This window comes from Micromonospora sp. IBSANI012 (genome assembly GCF_052814045.1).
In genome coordinates this window covers 5803994-5820886 of sequence record NZ_CP199933.1, presented here as the reverse complement: position 1 = coordinate 5820886, position 16893 = coordinate 5803994, and the positions used below count along the sequence as shown (strand labels likewise).

The 16893-nt window shown below is 74.3% G+C and carries 15 protein-coding genes; 10 read left to right on the top strand and 5 right to left on the bottom strand.

Going from position 1 to position 16893, the window contains the following annotated elements; translation table 11 throughout:
* The first annotated feature begins 331 nt into the window (after positions 1–331).
* The 4 genes from ACTWM8_RS26865 (at position 332) to ACTWM8_RS26850 (ending at position 5044) form a co-directional block, all read left to right on the top strand.
* A complete protein-coding gene (locus ACTWM8_RS26865; protein ID WP_446211402.1) occupies positions 332–3586 on the top strand; it encodes a nitrate- and nitrite sensing domain-containing protein in 3255 nt (1084 codons plus the stop codon).
* Positions 3583–3990 (top strand): roadblock/LC7 domain-containing protein, encoded by a 408-nt coding sequence (locus tag ACTWM8_RS26860; RefSeq protein ID WP_007465177.1) that lies wholly within the window; start codon positions 3583–3585, stop codon positions 3988–3990. The genes ACTWM8_RS26865 and ACTWM8_RS26860 overlap by 4 nt, the downstream gene beginning before the upstream one ends.
* A 90-nt stretch (positions 3991–4080) precedes the next feature.
* Positions 4081–4443 (top strand): DUF742 domain-containing protein, encoded by a 363-nt coding sequence (locus tag ACTWM8_RS26855; protein ID WP_088960287.1) that lies wholly within the window; start codon positions 4081–4083, stop codon positions 4441–4443.
* Positions 4424–5044: a GTP-binding protein gene (locus tag ACTWM8_RS26850; RefSeq protein ID WP_446211401.1), complete on the top strand. Its 621-nt coding sequence runs from the start codon at positions 4424–4426 to the stop codon at positions 5042–5044. The genes ACTWM8_RS26855 and ACTWM8_RS26850 overlap by 20 nt, the downstream gene beginning before the upstream one ends.
* A gap of 12 nt (positions 5045–5056) precedes the next feature.
* Here ACTWM8_RS26850 and ACTWM8_RS26845 read toward each other — a convergent pair whose 3' ends face one another.
* The 5 genes from ACTWM8_RS26845 to ACTWM8_RS26825 are packed head-to-tail and all read right to left on the bottom strand — an operon-like array spanning position 5057 to position 12557.
* Positions 5057–6145 (bottom strand): uroporphyrinogen-III synthase, encoded by a 1089-nt coding sequence (locus ACTWM8_RS26845; RefSeq protein WP_446211400.1) that lies wholly within the window; start codon positions 6143–6145, stop codon positions 5057–5059.
* Positions 6145–6492: a nitrite reductase small subunit NirD gene (gene nirD / locus ACTWM8_RS26840; protein ID WP_446211399.1), complete on the bottom strand. Its 348-nt coding sequence runs from the start codon at positions 6490–6492 to the stop codon at positions 6145–6147. The genes ACTWM8_RS26845 and nirD overlap by 1 nt, the downstream gene beginning before the upstream one ends.
* Positions 6493–6524: 32 nt before the next feature.
* A complete protein-coding gene (nirB, locus tag ACTWM8_RS26835) occupies positions 6525–9056 on the bottom strand; it encodes a nitrite reductase large subunit NirB (protein WP_446211398.1) in 2532 nt (843 codons plus the stop codon).
* Positions 9057–9111: 55 nt separating this feature from the next.
* Entirely contained in the window at positions 9112–10542 is a 1431-nt protein-coding gene (locus ACTWM8_RS26830) for an FAD-dependent oxidoreductase (RefSeq protein ID WP_446211397.1), read from the bottom strand.
* A complete protein-coding gene (locus tag ACTWM8_RS26825; protein ID WP_446214692.1) occupies positions 10539–12557 on the bottom strand; it encodes a molybdopterin oxidoreductase family protein in 2019 nt (672 codons plus the stop codon). The genes ACTWM8_RS26830 and ACTWM8_RS26825 overlap by 4 nt, the downstream gene beginning before the upstream one ends.
* Before the next feature lie 236 nt (positions 12558–12793).
* Between ACTWM8_RS26825 and ACTWM8_RS26820 the strand changes: the two genes are divergently transcribed.
* The 6 genes from ACTWM8_RS26820 to rpsI all read left to right on the top strand — a co-directional run bounded on the left by ACTWM8_RS26820 (position 12794) and on the right by rpsI (position 16820).
* Positions 12794–13495, top strand: coding sequence for a class I SAM-dependent methyltransferase (locus tag ACTWM8_RS26820; protein ID WP_446211396.1), 702 nt, complete (start codon positions 12794–12796; stop codon positions 13493–13495).
* A 148-nt stretch (positions 13496–13643) separates the two neighbouring features.
* Positions 13644–13901: a DUF6364 family protein gene (locus ACTWM8_RS26815; RefSeq protein WP_154941856.1), complete on the top strand. Its 258-nt coding sequence runs from the start codon at positions 13644–13646 to the stop codon at positions 13899–13901.
* Entirely contained in the window at positions 13891–14184 is a 294-nt protein-coding gene (locus tag ACTWM8_RS26810; RefSeq protein WP_088960296.1) for a type II toxin-antitoxin system PemK/MazF family toxin, read from the top strand. Before ACTWM8_RS26815 ends, ACTWM8_RS26810 begins: the two co-directional genes overlap by 11 nt.
* A gap of 124 nt (positions 14185–14308) precedes the next feature.
* Positions 14309–15691 (top strand): MFS transporter, encoded by a 1383-nt coding sequence (locus ACTWM8_RS26805; protein ID WP_446211395.1) that lies wholly within the window; start codon positions 14309–14311, stop codon positions 15689–15691.
* A gap of 191 nt (positions 15692–15882) precedes the next feature.
* Complete coding sequence (gene rplM / locus ACTWM8_RS26800; RefSeq protein ID WP_446211394.1) at positions 15883–16326, top strand: 50S ribosomal protein L13; 444 nt, start codon at positions 15883–15885, stop codon at positions 16324–16326.
* A gap of 20 nt (positions 16327–16346) precedes the next feature.
* Positions 16347–16820, top strand: a complete 474-nt coding sequence (rpsI, locus tag ACTWM8_RS26795; protein WP_446211393.1) for a 30S ribosomal protein S9 — start codon at positions 16347–16349, stop codon at positions 16818–16820.
* The last annotated feature ends 73 nt before the right edge of the window (positions 16821–16893 follow it).

Below are 16893 nucleotides of genomic sequence, written 5' to 3'. Positions count from 1 at the left end.
AACCTTGCCAATGCCGGGCCCCGCGGTCAAGCGCGGAGGCCCGGAGCGGTTTCGGGACGGCTTTCCCACATGTTGGGGTCATCAGATATTTACCGACGCTCACTCCGGAGAGGCGATCGGCCCACTCTGGAGTGACAATGCCTGTTCAGAGCGTGCGCGACAATGAAGCCAAAAGGCGACGAGGCCGCGGGTTGACCGTTTCCTGCCTCACTGCGGCTTCCCAAACGCGATCTTCTCTGATGAAATCGCGGCCGTGCCGCGCGTGGCGCTCTCCGCTGCACCAGGCACGGGTCGGCGGGTCAGGCGTGGAAGATACGACGGAGGCGATGTCGTGAGCACCGGACCGACGACCCTGCCCGAAATCGGCGACGCCGCCCAGCGCGACCGGGGGCGACGGCTGCCCCGACTGAGGGACGCGCGGATCCGCTCCAAACTCGCCCTCATTCTGGTGGTGCCGGTCGCCGCGGTCATTGCTCTGGCGACTATCCGACTCATCTCCACCGGTGAGGGTGCGTACGACGCCACCCGGCTCCGGTCGCTGACCGCGCTCTCCGTCGACGTCTCGGCGCTGACCCAGGACCTGCACAAGGAGCGGATGGCGGCGGCCGGCTACCTGGCCACCCCGCAGCAGAAGGCCGACGACTACAACCTGCGGGTCCGCGCCACCGACCAGCGGATCGCGGAGTACCGCGCCGAGCGCGCCAGGATCGGCGAGGTCCCGTCGGCCGTCCGCGACCGGCTCAAGGTCATCGACGATCACCTGGAGACGCTCAACGGCACCCGCCAGGAGGTGCTCGACCGTCGGCAGATGCCGGTGGCCGAGGCGACCCTGCGCTACGGCATCGTCCTGACCGACCTCGTCTCGTACGGCGACGCCCTGGCCCAGCTCCCCGGCCAGGAGAGCCTCGCCGACGCCCGCCGCGCGGTGGCCGCGTTCAGCCGCGCCAAGGCGGCCGTCGCCGAGGAGGAGGCGGTCGCCTACACCGCGCTCAGCGCCGGCCGGATCGACGAGGAGCAGTTCTCCGCCTTCGTCACCACGCTGACCGGCCAGCAGGAGGCGCTGGTCGCCTTCTCCCTGGCCGCCGACCCGGACCAGCGGGCCCTGGTCGAGGGCACCGTCTCCGGCGACGCGGTCGGCCTCGCCGACCGGGTGGCCGCCGACATCACCCGCTCGGTGGGGCAGCAGCCACTGGTCGGCGCGGCCGAAGCGAGCGCCTCCATCGGCTCGGTCAACGACCTGATGCGGTGGGCCGAGATCCAGCTCCAGGACCGCCTGCTCGACCGGGCCGAGCAGGCCCGCAGCGACGTGATCCGGCAGGCCGTGATCGAGTCGGCGCTGGTGCTGCTCACCCTGATCATCGCCGTCTCGCTCGCCGTGGTGCTGGCCCGCTCGCTCAACCACTCGCTGCGGCGACTGCGCGAGGGCGCCCTGTCGGTGGCCAACCACGACCTGCCGGACGCGGTGCGGCGGCTGCAGAACATGGGCAGCGTCGGCGAGGGCGGCGTGGACGAGATCGTGCGCCAGGTCCGCGACCCGATCCGGCTGCGCAACCGCGACGAGGTCGGCCAGGTGGCGCTGGCCTTCAACGTCGTGCACCGCGAGGCGGTCCGGGTCGCCGCCGAACAGGCCGCCCTGCGTACCAGCGTCTCGGCGATGTTCCTCAACCTGGCCCGGCGCAGTCAGACGCTGGTCGACCGGATGATCGGCGAGCTGGACGCGATCGAGCGCAGCGAGGAGGACCCGAAGCGCCTCGCCCAGCTCTTCGAGCTCGACCACCTGGCCACCCGGATGCGCCGCAACGACGAGAACCTGCTCGTCCTGGCCGGCGCCGACTCGGCGGTGCCCCGCCGCGACGACGCGCTGCTGGTCGACGTCCTGCGGGCCGCCCAGTCCGAGGTCGAGCTCTACAACCGCATCGAGTTCGGCACCGTCGACACCGACATCTCGGTCTCCGCCCACGCCGTCAACGACGTGGTCCGCCTGGTCGCCGAACTGCTCGACAACGCCACCCGCTTCTCGCCGCCGACCAGCACGGTGGTCGCCGACGGCCGCCGCATCCGCGACTACGTGCTGATCCAGATCGAAGACCGGGGCCTGGGCCTGACCGACGAGCAGCTCGACTCGCTCAACCGCCGGCTGGCCGCGCCGCCGAGCGTGGACGTGGCCGCGTTCCGGCTGATGGGTCTGGCCGTGGTGAGCCGGCTCGCCTCCCGGTACGGCATCCGGGTGGAGCTGCGGCGCAACGTGGAGGGCGGCACCGTCGCCCAGGTGACGCTGCCCACCTCGACCGTGGTGCTGCCCGCCCACCGGGGCCGGGACCAGTCGCTGCCCCGGTCGCGCCAGCCGCTGGCGGTCGAGCAGCCGCCGCTCACCCCGGCCGGCCTCGGCGACTCGCTGAGCAGCGGGCGTACCGGCGCGGCGACGCTGACCGACCAGTGGCGGGCCGCCCCGCCGGCTCCGGCGCCCTGGCAGCCTCCGGTCGACGCGCGGGACACCGCCCCGGCGGTGACGCTCGGCGGCCAGCTCCCGCCGTCCGCGCCCACCTCCGCCGTGCCCGCCTCGGCGGTGCCGACGTCCGCGGTGCCGGCCTCGGCCGTGCCGACGTCCGCGGCGCCCACCTCCGCGCTGCCGTTCTCGGCCGCCCCGGCGGAGCCGGCGTACGGAGCCGGCTATCCGACGGGGGCCCAGCCCCTGGTCGACCCGCGGCCGAGGCTGCCGAAGCGGACCCCGGCCGCCGACGCCGCCCCGGCGCTGCCCCTCGGGCCGGTCGCCGGCGTGCCGTCGGCACCGGCCGAACCGTTCACCCCGGCGCCCCCGCCGTTCACCCCGTACGGGGGGGCACCGGCGGCGCCGTTCGCCCCGGCGACCCCGGCCGCGGCGGAGACCCCGGCGGTGCCGTACACCCCGCCCGCCCCGGCGCCGGCCGTCCCGGTGGTGGCCCGCCCGACCCGGCCGGCCGACTCGCCGATATTCCGCGAGATGGAGGCGGTCTGGTTCCGGTCCCACGGGGACGACGCCACCGCCATCTTCACCCGGCCGAACTTCGACGAGCCGCGGGCCGACGCCTCCGCCGCGAAGCCCGGCCGGCCGCCGCTGCCGACCCGGGTGCCGAGCGCCCCGAACGCGGCCGGCACCCCGTCCGTGGGGTCGCCCGCCGCCGGCACCGCGTCCGTCGGGTCGGCCGCCGGGCAGCCGCCGGTCGCGCCGGCGCCCCCGTCGTACGTCCCGCAGGCGGCGCCGTCCGCGCCGCCGGCGACCCCCACCGCCCCGCCGCCCACGGAGTCCGCCACCCCGCCACCCGCGGAGTCGGACGCCTGGCGGACGGCGGCCGACGAAGGTTGGTCCCGGGCCACCCGGGCCGCCGAGCCGGCCACCGGCGGCACCACCCGCTCCGGCCTGCCGAAGCGGGTACCCCAGGCCCAGCTCGTCCCCGGCGGCATCGAGCCGAAGGACGGGCGGGACCGTAGCCGCCGCACCCCCGACGAGGTCCGCGGCCTGCTCTCCGCCTACCACCGTGGGGTGCAGCGCGGCCGTTCGGCCGGTACGGACCAGAACAGCACCTCGACCAAGGAGACGCGCCGATGAACAGGCCAGCTGCCATGCAGGACATGGGTTGGCTGCTCACCAACTTCGCCGACAGCGTGGCGGGTATCGCCCACGTGGTGGCGGTGTCCGCGGACGGGCTGCTGCTCGCCTCGTCGCGGGACCTACCGGGGGACCGGGCGGACCAGCTCGCCGCGATCACCTCCGGCGTGGTGAGCCTGACCGAGGGGGCCGCCCGGATGTTCAGCGCGGGTGGTGTGCTCCAGACGGTGATCGAAATGGACAGCGGCTACCTGTTCCTGATGTCGATCAGTGACGGGTCGTCGATGGCCGTGCTCGCGGCGCGCAGCTGCGACGTCGGGCAGGTCGGCTACGAGATGGCGCTGCTCGTCGAGCGGGTGGGCGCCGCGCTGGTGCCGCTGCCCCGCGACGCCGTGCGCTCGTAGGCGGGCGGTACGACGCCGGGCGCGCTCGCGCCCGGCGAGGGACAGGCGATCCGGTGCCGGTGGGCTCCGGGCGGAGGGAGGTGATGGCGGATGGAACCCCGGCGGGACCCACGCGGGGCGTTGGTGCGGCCGTACGCGGTCACCCGGGGCCGTACCGAGCCGAGCCGGGACATCGCCCTGGAGGCGGTGCTGTCGGCCAGCCTCACCCAGAGTGCGGAAGCGCGCTTCGCCGGGCACGACAAGTACCGCATCGCCACGGTCTGCGAGGGCCGGGCACAGTCGCTGGCGGAAATCGCCGCGTACACCCGGATGCCGCTGGGCGTCACCCGGGTGCTGGTCGCCGACATGGTGGCCGAGGGCCTGCTGACGCTACACACTGCCGCTCCGGCCGAGGGCTACGAGGAGCGGATGAACCTGCTGGGAAGGGTGCTAAGTGGACTTCGCGAACTATGACCCCGCCGGGGCGCGCCGCAGCCGGGAGATCATCTCCGCGAAGATCGTGATCGCGGGTGGCTTCGGCGTGGGCAAGACGACGATGGTCGGCGCCATCTCCGAGATCACGCCGCTGACCACCGAGGCGCTGATGACGGCGGCCGGCGTCGGCATCGACGATCCGTCGAAGGTGCCCGGCAAGGAGACCACCACGGTCGCCATGGACTTCGGCCGGATCACCATGGCGCAGGATCTGATCCTGTACCTGTTCGGCACTCCGGGGCAGACCCGGTTCTGGTTCATGTGGGACGAGATCATCCGGGGGGCGGTGGGCGCCGCCGTGCTGGTGGACACCCGCCGGATCACGGACGCCTTCGCGCCGCTGGACTACTTCGAGAACCGGAACCTGCCGTACGTGGTGGCGCTGAACCGGTTCGACGACGCGCCGCAGTACGAGCCGGAGGAGGTCCGCGAGGCGCTGGCCATCTCGCCGGACGTGCCGCTGGTGATGTGCGACGCCCGGCAACGGGACTCGGTGAAGCAGGTGCTGGTGACCGTGGTCGAGCACGCCATGCTGCGACTGGAGTCCGAGCACGGTCGGGGCTACGCCCCGGTGGGCTGAACCGCCTCCGGGTCACTCGACCCGGAGGCGGTAGCCCCGCTTGACCACGGTCTGCACCACGCGGGGGGCCTGGAGCCCGACCCGCAGCCGGGCCACCGCCATCTCCACCGCGTGCTCGTCCGCGCCCCGGGGCAGGGTCCGCAGCAGCGCGGTGCGGGACAGCACCCGGCCGGGCGACGCGGCGAGCGCCCGGAGCACCGCCATCGGCGCGGGCGCGAGCGGCCGCAGCTCCCCGTCGACCACGGCCGCGTGCCCGCGCAGGGTCAGCAGGTGCCCGGCGGCCTTGACGGTCACCGTCCGGCGGGGCAGCTCGTCGACGATCTGCCGGACCAGTGCCCCGAGGCGGGCCCGGGCGGGCGCGCTGACCGGCACTCCCCGGCGGACCAGCGGCTCCGCGGTGACCGCGCCGACGCAGCTGGCGAGCACGTCCCCGCGCAGCGCCTCCAGCACCGTCTCGGACCGGTCGCCGGCCGCCCGCAGCAGCGCCTCCGCCGCCGGCGCGGAGGTGAAGGTGACGGCGTCGACCAGCCGGCCGGCGACCAGGTCGATCAGCCGGTGCAGCGGGGCCGGGTCGGTGGGCGGCGCCCAGCGGTAGACCGGCACCTCGATCACGGTGGCCCCGGCCGCCTCCAGCGCCTCGGTGCACTCCGGCTGCCGGTCGCCGTGCAGCTGCATGGCGATGACCTGACCGGCCACCCCGCGCCGGCACAGGTGGTCGACCACCTCGTCGCAGCTCTCCGAGTCGGGCGACCACTGGTCGTGCAGCCCGGCGGCCCGGATCGCGCCGCGCGCCTTCGGCCCCCGGGCCACCACGTACGACTGGGAGAGCACCGAGCGCAGCGGCTCGGCGAGCCCCCAGCCCTCGGCCGCCTCCAGCCAGCCGCGCATCCCGATGCCGGTGTTCGCCATCAGGATGTCCGGCGGCCGGTCCAGGCAGGCACGGGTGGCCTCGCGCAGGTCGCTGTCGTCGGCCAGCGGCACGATCCGCAGGGCCGGGGCGAGCACCACCCGGGCGCCGCGGCGTTGCAGCAGCGCGGCCAGCTCGTCGCGCCGCCGGTCGGCGGTGACCCCGATGGTGAAGCCGGCCAGTTCCTCCCGCATCACTCCTCCTGTCGCAGCCGCACCTCGACCAGCCCGTCCCGGCAGCGGACCCGGTGCACGGGCAGCGTCACGCCGGGCAGGTCCAGGCAGCACCCGGTACGCAGGTCGTAGACCTGCTTGTGCAGCGGGGAGGCGAGGGTCGGCACCCCGCCGCGGCTGCCCACGATGCCCCGGGACATCACGTACGCGCCGCCGACCGGGTCGAGGTTGTCGACCGCGAAGAGCTCGCCGCCGGTCGAGAAGAGCGCCACCTGTACGCCGTCGACCAGCGCGGCGACGCCCCGGTCGGGATCCAACCGGTCGAGGGGGCAGACGGCCGTCCAGTCCAGGGTGCTCGTCAGGCTCATCGCCCTGCCTCCGTCCACGGTGCTCGTCGGGCTCATCGCCGTACCTCCGGAAGGCCGAGGGCGACCGGCTGGCGGCGGCGGTCGGCCGCCGGGGTGGGTGGTGCGCCGCGCGCGGGCACCGGCTGCCCGCGCTCGACGGCGAAGCTGATCGACGGGTCGGGCACGTCCGGGGCGTTGACGAAGGAGGTGAAGCGGCGCAGCCGCTCCGGGTCGTCGAGGACGTCGCGCCACTCGTCGGAGTAGGCCGCCACGTGCCGGGCCATCGCCGCGTCGAGTTCGGCGCAGAGCCCGAGGGAGTCGTCCACGATCACCGAGCGCAGGTGGTCGAGGCCGCCGTCCATCGCCTCGATCCAGGCGGCGGTGCGTTGCAGCCGGTCGGCGGTGCGGATGTAGTACATCAGGAACCTGTCGATCAGCGAGATCAGCGCTTCCGTGGACAGGTCGGTGGCGAAGAGGTCGGCGTGCCGGGGCCGGAAGCCGCCGTTGCCGCCGACGTAGAGGTTCCAGCCGGTGTCGGTGGCGATGATGCCGAAGTCCTTGCTGCGGGCCTCGGCGCACTCCCGGGCGCAGCCGGAGACCGCCGACTTGATCTTGTGGGGGGCGCGCAGGCCCCGGTAGCGCAGCTCCAGCGCGATGGCCAGGCCGACCGAGTCCTGCACCCCGTACCGACACCAGGTCTCGCCGACGCAGGACTTCACCGTCCGCAGCGCCTTGCCGTACGCGTGGCCGGACTCGAAGCCCGCGTCGACCAGCCGGCGCCAGATCTGCGGCAGTTGCTCGACCCGGGCGCCGAACAGGTCGATCCGCTGCCCGCCGGTGATCTTCGTGTAGAGCCGGAAGTCGCGGGCCACCTCACCAATCACGATCAGCTTCTCCGGGGTGATCTCCCCGCCGGGGATCCGGGGCACCACCGAGTAGCTGCCGTCGCGTTGCAGGTTGGCCAGGAAGTGGTCGTTGGTGTCCTGCAACGAGGCCTGCTCGCCGTCGAGCACGTGCCCGGTGCCGAGCGAGGCCAGGATCGAGGCCACCACCGGCTTGCAGATGTCGCAGCCGCGCCCCCGCCCGTGCTCGGCGATGAGCCCGGAGAAGGTCCGGATGCCGCGCACCCGGACGATGTCGAAGAGTTCCTGCCGGCTGGCGTCGAAGTGCTCGCAGAGCGCGGTGGACTGCTTCACCCCGGCCGCGTCGAGCAACTGCTTGAGCATCGGCACGCACGATCCGCAGCTGGTGCCGGCCCGGGTGCACGCCTTGAGTGCCGGCACGTCCGTGGCGCCGCCGGCGATCGCGGTGTCGATGTCGTCGCGGGTCACCGCGTTGCAGGAGCAGACCTGCGCCGCGCCGGGCAGCGCCCCGGCCCCGGCGCCCGCCCCGCCGGCCGGGGCCAGCAGCGCCAGCGGGGGAGCGGGCAGCGGCCCGCCGACGCTGGCCCGCAGCGTGGGGTAGGCGCTCGCGTCCCCGACCAGCACGCCGCCGAGCAGCGTCTGCGCGTCGTCGGAGAGAACCAGCTTCGCGTACGACCGGGTGGCCGGGTCGGTGAAGGTCACGTCCAGGCAGCCCGGCGTCGTGCCGTGCGCGTCGCCGAAGGAGGCCACGTCCACGCCGAGCAGCTTGAGCTTGGTGGCGGTGTCCGCCCCGGGGAAGGTCGCCGACCCGCCGAGCAGCCGGTCGGCGACGACCTCGGCCATCGCGTACCCGGGGGCGACCAGGCCGTGGCAGGTGCCGTCGACCGCCGCGCACTCGCCCACCGCCCAGATCCGCTCGTCGTCGCTGCGGCAGGTCGCGTCGACCAGCACCCCGCCGCGCGGGCCCAGCGCCAGCCCGGCGGCCCGGGCCAGCTCGTCGCGGGGACGGATGCCGGCGGCCACCACCACCAGTTCGGCGTCGACCGTGCTGCCGTCGGAGAGTTCCAGCCCGGCCACGACGCCGTCGGGGCCGGGGCGCAGCGCGGTGGTGGCCACCCCGAGGTGGGTGGCGACCCCCAGCTCCTCGACGTAGCGGCGCAGCATCGCGCCGCCCGCCTCGTCGACCTGCACCGGCATCAGCCGGGGCGCGAACTCGACCACGTGGGTGGCCAGGCCGAGCAGGCGCAGGGCGTTGGCCGCCTCCAGGCCGAGCAGGCCGCCGCCGATCACCGCGCCGGTACGCCGACCCCGGGCGTGCGCCCGGATCGCCTCCAGGTCGTCCAGGGTGCGGTAGACGAAGACCCCGGGCAGCGCCGTGCCGTCCACCGGCGGCACGAACGGGTACGAGCCGGTGGCCAGCACCAGCGCGTCGTACGGGTGCTCGCCGGCCGTGGTGGTCACCACCCGGCGCTCCCGGTCGACGCCGGTGACGGCCTCGCCGAGGCGCAGGTCGACCCCGTCGTCGGGGGTGTGCAGGTTCAGCTCGTCAGCACCCACCCCGTCGAAGAACGCCGAGAGCCGCACCCGGTCGTACGCCGCCCGGTGTTCCTCGGCGAGCACCGTCACCCGCCACCGCCGGTCGTGGTCGCGGGCGCGCAGCGCCTCGACGAACCGTTGTCCGACCATGCCGTTGCCGACGACGACCAATCGTCCGCCGGTCATCGCGTCACCTCCTCGCGGTCCGTCGCGTCAGTTCGGTCGATCGCTTTCCGTCCGGTCATCGGGTCGCCCCCACCGAGTCCGCCTCGGACAGCCAGTCGACGATGCCGGCGACCGCGCCCCGGCAGCCGCCGCAGCCGGTGGCGGCCCGGGTGGTCGCCACCACCTCGTCCACCGTCCGGGCCCCGGCCCGCCAGCAGGCGACCAGCGCGCCCTTGCGCACGTCGTTGCACTGGCAGACGGTGGCCGCGTCCGGCATCAGCGCCGGGGACTCCGCCGGCGCCGTCGCGGTGCCGCCCAGCGCGCGGCCCAGCAGCAGCGCCCGCCGGTCGGCCGGCACCGGCGCGCCCCGGTCGAAGAGCTGCACCACCGTGCCGACCGACGGGTTGTCCCCGAGCAGGATCGCGGCGGTCAGCCGCTCCTCGTGGATGCGCAGCCGGGCGTAGGTGCCCCGGGCCGGGTCGGCGAAGGTCAGCTCCTCGCCCGGGCCGTCGGCGGGGTCGCCCATCGCGGCGAGGTCGATGCCGGCCGCCTTGAGCCGGGTCACCACCGGCCGGGGCCGGTACCGGGCGGCCGGGTCTTCGCCGGTGAGCGCCTGGGCCAGCACCCGGGCCTGCGCCCAGGCCGGCGCGACCAGCCCGGTCAGCGTGCCGTCGTGCTGGGCGCAGTCGCCGATCGCCGAGATCCGCGGGTCGCCGGTGCGGAGCTGGTCGTCGACCACCACGCCCCGGTCCACGCTCAGCCCGGCCGCGGCGGCCAGCGCGGTGTCGGGGCGTACCCCGCAGGAGAGCACCAGCAGGTCGGCGGAGAGCGACCGGCCGTCGGCCAGGTCGAGACGGATGCCGTCGGCGTCCGCCGCCACCCGGGTGGCCGCGACGGCCAGGTGGGTGGTCACCCCGAGGCCGGCGAGGGTGCCGGCCAGCACGGCCGCGCCGGTCGGGTCGAGCTGGCGTTCCATCAGGTACGGCACCGGGTGCACCACGCCGACGTCGAGCCCCCGGGCGGCGAGCCCGCGCGCCGCCTCCAGCCCGAGCAGCCCGCCGCCGAGCACCAGGGCGCTGCGGGCGCCCTCGGCGGCGGCGAGGATCCGCCGGCAGTCGTCCAGCGTGCGGAACGGGACCACCCGCTCCGGCAGGTCGGCCGGGTCCAGGCCGGGCAGCGGCGGCACGATGGCCCGGCTGCCGGTGGCGAGCACCAGGTGGTCGTAGGGGATCCGGTCGCCGTCGTCGTCGTGGACCACGCGGGCGTCCCGGTCGATCGTGGTCACCTGCACGCCGGTACGCACGTCGACGCCCTGCCCGGCCACCTCGGCCAGCTCCACGTCCGGCTCGGCGACCTTCCCCGCCAGCAGGGTGGAGAGCATGATCCGGTTGTACGCCCGGTGCGGCTCCGCCCCGAGCACGACGACCTTCAGGTCCCCGTCCCGGGCGTGCAGTTCGGCGGCGAGCCGGGACCCGGCCATGCCGTATCCCACGATGACCACGTTCATGCCTTCTCCACCCGTACGGCGCAGATCTTGAATTCGGGCATCCCGGAGACCGGGTCCGTCGCGTCACTGGTCACGGAGTTGGCCCGGGCCGCGCCGCCCCAGTGGAACGGCGCGAAGACGGTGTCCGGCCGGATCGTCGGGGTGAGCCGGGCCGGCGCCCGCAGCTCGCCCCGGCGGGAGGCGACCCGCACCTCCTCGCCCTCAACCACGCCGAGCCGGGCGGCCAGGTCGGGGTGCAGCTCGACGAAGCCGCCGGGGGCGGCCCGCCGCAGCGCGGCGACCCGCCGGGTCTGGGTGCCGGACTGGTACTGGGCGAGCACCCGACCGGTGGTGAAGTGCAGGGGATAGTCGACGCAGACCGGCTCGGCGGCGGGCCGGTGGGTCACCGGCTGGAACCGGGCCCGGCCGTCCGGGGTGGCGAACGAGTCGGCGAAGAGCCGGGGCGTGTCCGGCCCGGCCGGATCGGGGCAGGGCCAGAAGACGCCCTCGTCGGCCTCGATCCGCTCCCAGCTCACCCCGGCGTAGTCGGCGACGCCGCCGGCCGAGGCCCGGCGCAGCTCGGTGAAGACCTCGGCCGGGTCGGTCGGGAAGGACGCCGGGGCCTCCAGCCGGGCGGCCAGCTCGGCGAGGACCGCCAGGTCGCTCCGGACCCCGGGCGGCGGCTCGCGCAGCGCCCGGCGGCGCAGCACCCGACCCTCCAGGTTGGTCATCGTGCCGTCCTCCTCGGCCCACTGCGCGACGGGCAGCACCACGTCGGCGAGGGCGGCCGTCTCGGAGAGCAGGAAGTCGGCCACCACCAGCAGGTCGAGCCCGCGCAGCCGGGATTCGATCCGGGCCGCCCGCGGTGCCGAGACCACCGGGTTGGAGCCGAAGACCAGCATCGCCCGGGGGCCGCCCGGGGTGCCGAGCGACTCCAGCAGCTGGTACGCCGGCACGCCCGGCCCGGGCAGGTCCTCGGGGTCGACGCCCCACACGCCCGCCACGTGCTCCCGGGCCGCCGGGTCGTCGATCTTCCGGTACCCGGGCAGCTGGTCGGCCTTCTGCCCGTGTTCCCGGCCGCCCTGGCCGTTGCCCTGGCCGGTCAGGCAGCCGTAGCCGGAGCCGGGGCGGCCGGGCAGGCCGAGGGCGAGCGCCAGGTTGACGAAGGCGCTGACGGTGTCGACGCCCTTGGCGTGCTGTTCCGCGCCCCGGGCGGTCAGGATGATCGCGCTGCCGGCGGTGCCCAGCGCGCGGGCGGTCGCCTCCAGGTCGGCCACCGGCACTCCGGAGAGCCGTTCCACCTCCGCCGGCCAGTAGCCGGCCACGGTGCGGCGTACCTCGTCGAAGCCGGTGGTCCGGGCGGCCACGTAGTCCCGGTCGATGAGGCCCTCGGTGAGCGCGATGTGCAGCAGCGCGTTGGCCACCGCGAGGTCGGTGCCGGGCAGCGGTTGCAGGTGCAGGTCGGCCTGCCGGGCGGTGGCGGTGACCCGGGGGTCGACCACGATCAGGCGTCCGCCGCGTTCCCGCTGGTCGGCCAGGTGGCGCATCAGCGGCGGCATGGTCTCCGCCGGGTTGGCGCCGACCAGCAGCAGGGTCTCCGCCCGGCCGAGGTCGGCCAGCGGGAAGGGCAGCCCCCGGTCGACGCCGAAGGCGCGGATCCCGGCCGCGGCGGCCGAGGACATGCACCACCGGCCGTTGTAGTCGATGTGCCGGGTGCGCAGCGCCACCCGGGCGAACTTGCCGAGCGCGTACGCCTTCTCGTTGGTGAGCCCACCGCCGCCGAAGACCGCCACCGCGTCCCGGCCGTATCCCGTTTGGACGGCGCGGATGCCGGCGGCGATCCGGTCGAGCGCGGCCGCCCAGGTCGCCGGGCGCAGCTCGCCGGTGGCCGGGTCGCGTACCAGCGGGGTCCTCAGCCGGTCCGGGTGGTCCAGCAGCTCGGCGGCGGTCCAGCCCTTCTGGCACAGCCCGCCCCGGTTGGTGGGGAACTGGCGGGGGAGCACCTCCACCCGGTCGCCGGTCTCGCGCAGGACCATCCCGCACTGCAGGGCGCAGTACGGGCAGTGCGTCTCCGCCTGCCGGGGGGCGCCCCCCGATCGGGTCGCGGAGCGTGCACGGTCTGTCATGCCAGTGAAGCGTGCCGGGGGGCGGTTTCCGGTCCGGGTCCCGTCTGTTTCGGTCCTGTCAAGAGCGCCTCACACCGCACCGGGGCAGCCGGCCGGCCGGTGGGTCTATGATATGGGACAACCGTCCTGAAATATGGGAGGCGACGATGAGCGTGACGGCGGCGTTCGACGCGGTGGCCGGCAGCTACGACCAGGCCAGACGGCGCCTGGTGCCACGCTTCGACGACTTCTACGGCACCGCGGTCGAGGTGGCGGCCGTACCGCTGCGGGCCGCGCTTGCCGCGGGGCGTACCCCCGAGGTGCTGGACCTGGGCGCGGGCACCGGGCTGCTCTCGCTGCTGCTCACCGCGGCGCTGCCCGGGGTCCGGGTGACCCTGCTCGACGGCGCCCCGCGGATGCTGGCGGTGGCCGCCGACGCGCTGGCCGCCCGGGGCGTGCCGCACCGGACGGTGGTCGCCGACCTGGCCGATCCGCTCCCCGCCGGCCGGTACGACGCGGTGGTCTCCGCCCTGGCCGTCCACCACCTCGACGACGACGGCAAGCGCGCCCTCTACCGGCGCGCCGCCGCGGCGCTGACGCCGGGCGGGGTGTTCGTCAACGCCGAACAGGTGGCCGGCCCGACCCCCGCGCTGGACCGCCGCTACGACGAGGTCTGGGTGGCCCAGGCCGCCGCGCTCGGGTCCGACGACGCGGAACTGGCCGCCGCTCGGGAGCGGATGCGGCACGACCGGCCGGCGCCGGTGGACGCGCAGTGCCGCTGGCTCGCCGAGGCCGGGCTGGTCGACGTGGACTGCTTCTTCAAGGCGTGGCGGTTCGCCGTCTTCGGCGGCACCCGCCCGCCCGCCTGACCCCGCACACGCCACAAACGGGACGCGCGTACACGGAAAGCGCGACACGCCCGCGTGGCCCGACCCCGGACGAGGGCGTTTTGAGCCGTTGGCCGACCGGCGCGAAGCGGGATGACTGCTGGTCATACCAGCGGGTAGTCTCAGCGGCATGACTGCCAAGGTGACACTGTCGTTCTCCGACGAGACGATCGAGGAGGCGCGCCGGTTCGCCAAGCGTGAGGGGCTGTCGCTCTCCGCCTGGATGGACCAGGCGGCCCGGGAGAAGGCGCTGCGCGAGGTCTTCACCGCGCACGCCGCCGCGGTCGGCCGGGCGGGGCTCGACCTGGAGACCGCCGCGCTCGCCGACGCCCGGGAGGTCGGCATGGTCGACGACGCGCTCTTCGGCGGACGTCCGCGTGCTGCGTAGGGGCGAGATCTGGCGGATCGAGGGCGCCCGGGAACGGCTCGGGCTGGTGATCAGCACCGATGTCTACAACTCCACCGACGTGCCGATCGTGATGGTGGCCGAGGTGGTCGAGACGGCGCTGCTGCGGGACTCCCCGCTCGCCGTGCCGATGGGCGGGTACGTGGTGATGCCCGACCGGCTCTCCTCGCCGATGAAGAAGTGGTTCACCGAGTGCGTGGACGTCGCCGACACCGAGACCATGCAGCGGGTGGGGCGGGCGCTGCGCATCCTCCAGCAGCTCTGACCGCCTCACCACCGCCTTTCGGCCGACGTGCGATCTCCGTTTCCGGAACGACCCGCGACAGGCACGGTCGGGTAACCCGCCGTTCCTAACCTCCTGGACGTCACATCGACCAGGAGGAGCCGCCGTGAGCACGCTCGCCCCCACGACAACAGCCCCCGCCGACCCCACGACCGCCGCCGGACGCCGGCACCGGATCGACGACTGGCGCCCCGAAGACCCGACGTTCTGGCGTACGACCGGGGCACCGATCGCCCGCCGGAACCTCTGGGTGTCGATCTTCGCCGAGCACGTCGGCTTCTCCGTCTGGAGCCTCTGGTCGGTCACCGTGCTGTTCCTCGGTCCCGCGTACGGCATCGACCCGGCGGGGAAGTTCCTGCTCACCGCCGTGCCGGCCGCGCTGGGCGCGGTGCTGCGGCTGCCCTACACGCTGGCGGTGGCCCGCTTCGGCGGCCGGAACTGGACCATCGTCAGCGCCCTGTTGCTGCTGGTGCCGGCGGTGCCGATGACGGTGCTGCTGGAGCCGGGAGTGTCGTACACCACGCTGATGGTGCTGGCCTGCCTCACCGGGGTCGGCGGGGGCAACTTCGCCTCCTCGATGGCGAACATCAACCTCTTCTTCCCGGACCGGCTCAAGGGCCGCGCGCTGGGACTCAACGCCGGTGGGGGCAACCTCGGCGTACCGGCGGTGCAGCTGGTCGGGCTCGCCGTGCTGGCCACCGCGGGGGCGGCGTACCCCCGGCTGGTGCCGGCGGCCTACCTGCCGCTGATCGTGCTGGCCGCGCTGGCCTCGGCGCGCTGGCTGGACAACCTCCCCGGCGCGCGCAACGAGCCGGGCGCGCTGCGCGAGGCGGCCCGTGACCCGCACACCTGGGTGATGTCGCTGCTCTACATCGGCACCTTCGGCTCCTTCATCGGCTTCGGCTTCGCCTTCGGGCAGGTGCTCCAGCTCCAGTTCGCCGAGCGCTTCCCGACGCCGGTCGACGCCGCCTGGCTGACCTTCCTCGGCCCGCTGGTCGGGTCGCTGATCCGGCCGCTCGGCGGCCAGCTGGCCGACCGGCTCGGCGGGGCCCGGGTCACCTTCGGCAACTTCGTGGCGATGGCCCTGGGCGCCGGGCTGGTGCTGTACGCGGCCCGGGAGCAGTCGTTCCCGCTCTACCTGACCGGGTTCCTGGCGCTCTTCGTCTTCTCCGGGATCGGCAACGGATCGACCTACAAGATGATCCCGGCGATCTTCCGGGCCCGGGCGGTGGCGGAGGGGGAGCTGACCGGTGATCCCGAGGCGGCCGAGCGGCGGGCCCGCCGGCTCTCCGGGGCACTGATCGGCATCGCCGGGGCGGTCGGCGCGTCCGGCGGGGTGCTGGTCAACATCGCCTTCCGGCAGTCGTTCCTGACCTCCGGCAACGCCGACGCGGCGTACCTGGCCTTCATCGGCTGGTACGCGCTCTGCTTCGCCCTGACCTGGGCGGTGTACCTGCGCCCGGGCCCGCGCCGGCTGGCCGGGGTGTGACCTGTACCATCGTCACGTCGCAAGCCACGCTGGGTGACCCCCCGTTTTGACCTGCTGACGGGGCGCCGGGTATCGTTGCCTGCTGTTGTACGACATCCAGAGGCGTGCCGCATCAGGTACGCTTGGTCGTTCGTGCGCGCCTGGTCACCTCGGCGCGCGACCCCAGACCGACGACGAGACAAGGTAGACCTGTGCGTACGTACAGCCCGAAGCCGGGTGAGATCGAGCGTCAGTGGCACGTTATCGACGCCTCTGATGTCGTGCTGGGCCGCCTGGCCACCCACGCCGCCACGCTGCTGCGCGGCAAGCACAAGCCGACTTTCGCGCCGCACGTCGACACGGGCGACTTCGTCGTCATCGTGAACGCGGGCAAGGTTGCGCTGACCGGCAACAAGCGCCAGACCAAGGTTGCCTACCGCCACTCGGGTTACCCGGGTGGCCTGAAGCAGGTCGGCTACGACGAGCTGCTGACCAAGCGTCCCGAGCGGGCCATCGAGCTCGCCGTGAAGGGGATGCTCCCGCACAACAAGCTCGGCCGTCAGCTGATCAAGAAGCTGAAGGTCTACGCCGGTGCCGAGCACCCGCACGGCGCGCAGATGCCGGTGCCGTTCGAGATCAAGCAGATCGCGCAGTGAGCGCGGGCGAAGGAAGCAGCATGACCGACATCACCGAGACCGAGGTTGCCCCGGCTGCCCCCGAGGCCACCGAGGCGCCGGCGCCCGTCGCCCGCGCGCCTCGTGGTGACCGGCCGATCCAGACCGTCGGCCGCCGCAAGGAGGCCATCGTCCGGGTGCGCATCGTCCCGGGCACCGGCAAGATCACCTGCAACGGCCGGGACCTCGAGGCCTACTTCCCGAGCAAGGTGCACCAGCAGCTCATCAAGGACCCGCTGGTCACCGCCGAGAAGCCCGAGGCGTTCGACGTCATCGCCAACCTGCGTGGCGGCGGCACCACCGGCCAGGCCGGTGCGCTGCGGCTGGCCATCGCCCGGGCGCTGATCGTCAACGAGCCGGACGACCGCCCGGCCCTGAAGAAGGCCGGCTTCCTGACCCGGGACGCCCGGGTCAAGGAGAGCAAGAAGTACGGCCTCAAGAAGGCCCGTAAGGCTCCTCAGTACTCGAAGCGCTGATCATCAGCGACACGTTGTACTTCTGACGGACGGCCGGGATCGCCTCCCCACACGGGAGGTGGCCCGGCCGTTC

Coding starts and splice junctions, on each gene's coding strand:
- ACTWM8_RS26825 (WP_446214692.1), bottom strand. CDS start 12,557: ATGGTCCTGCGCGAGACCGGCGACCGGGTGGAGGTGCTCCCCCGCCAG.
- ACTWM8_RS26860 (WP_007465177.1), top strand. CDS start 3,583: ATGAACAGGCCAGCTGCCATGCAGGACATGGGTTGGCTGCTCACCAAC.
- rpsI (WP_446211393.1), top strand. CDS start 16,347: ATGACCGACATCACCGAGACCGAGGTTGCCCCGGCTGCCCCCGAGGCC.
- nirB (WP_446211398.1), bottom strand. CDS start 9,056: ATGACCGGCGGACGATTGGTCGTCGTCGGCAACGGCATGGTCGGACAA.
- ACTWM8_RS26845 (WP_446211400.1), bottom strand. CDS start 6,145: ATGCGGGAGGAACTGGCCGGCTTCACCATCGGGGTCACCGCCGACCGG.
- nirD (WP_446211399.1), bottom strand. CDS start 6,492: ATGAGCCTGACGAGCACCCTGGACTGGACGGCCGTCTGCCCCCTCGAC.
- ACTWM8_RS26820 (WP_446211396.1), top strand. CDS start 12,794: ATGAGCGTGACGGCGGCGTTCGACGCGGTGGCCGGCAGCTACGACCAG.
- ACTWM8_RS26815 (WP_154941856.1), top strand. CDS start 13,644: ATGACTGCCAAGGTGACACTGTCGTTCTCCGACGAGACGATCGAGGAG.
- ACTWM8_RS26830 (WP_446211397.1), bottom strand. CDS start 10,542: ATGAACGTGGTCATCGTGGGATACGGCATGGCCGGGTCCCGGCTCGCC.
- ACTWM8_RS26855 (WP_088960287.1), top strand. CDS start 4,081: ATGGAACCCCGGCGGGACCCACGCGGGGCGTTGGTGCGGCCGTACGCG.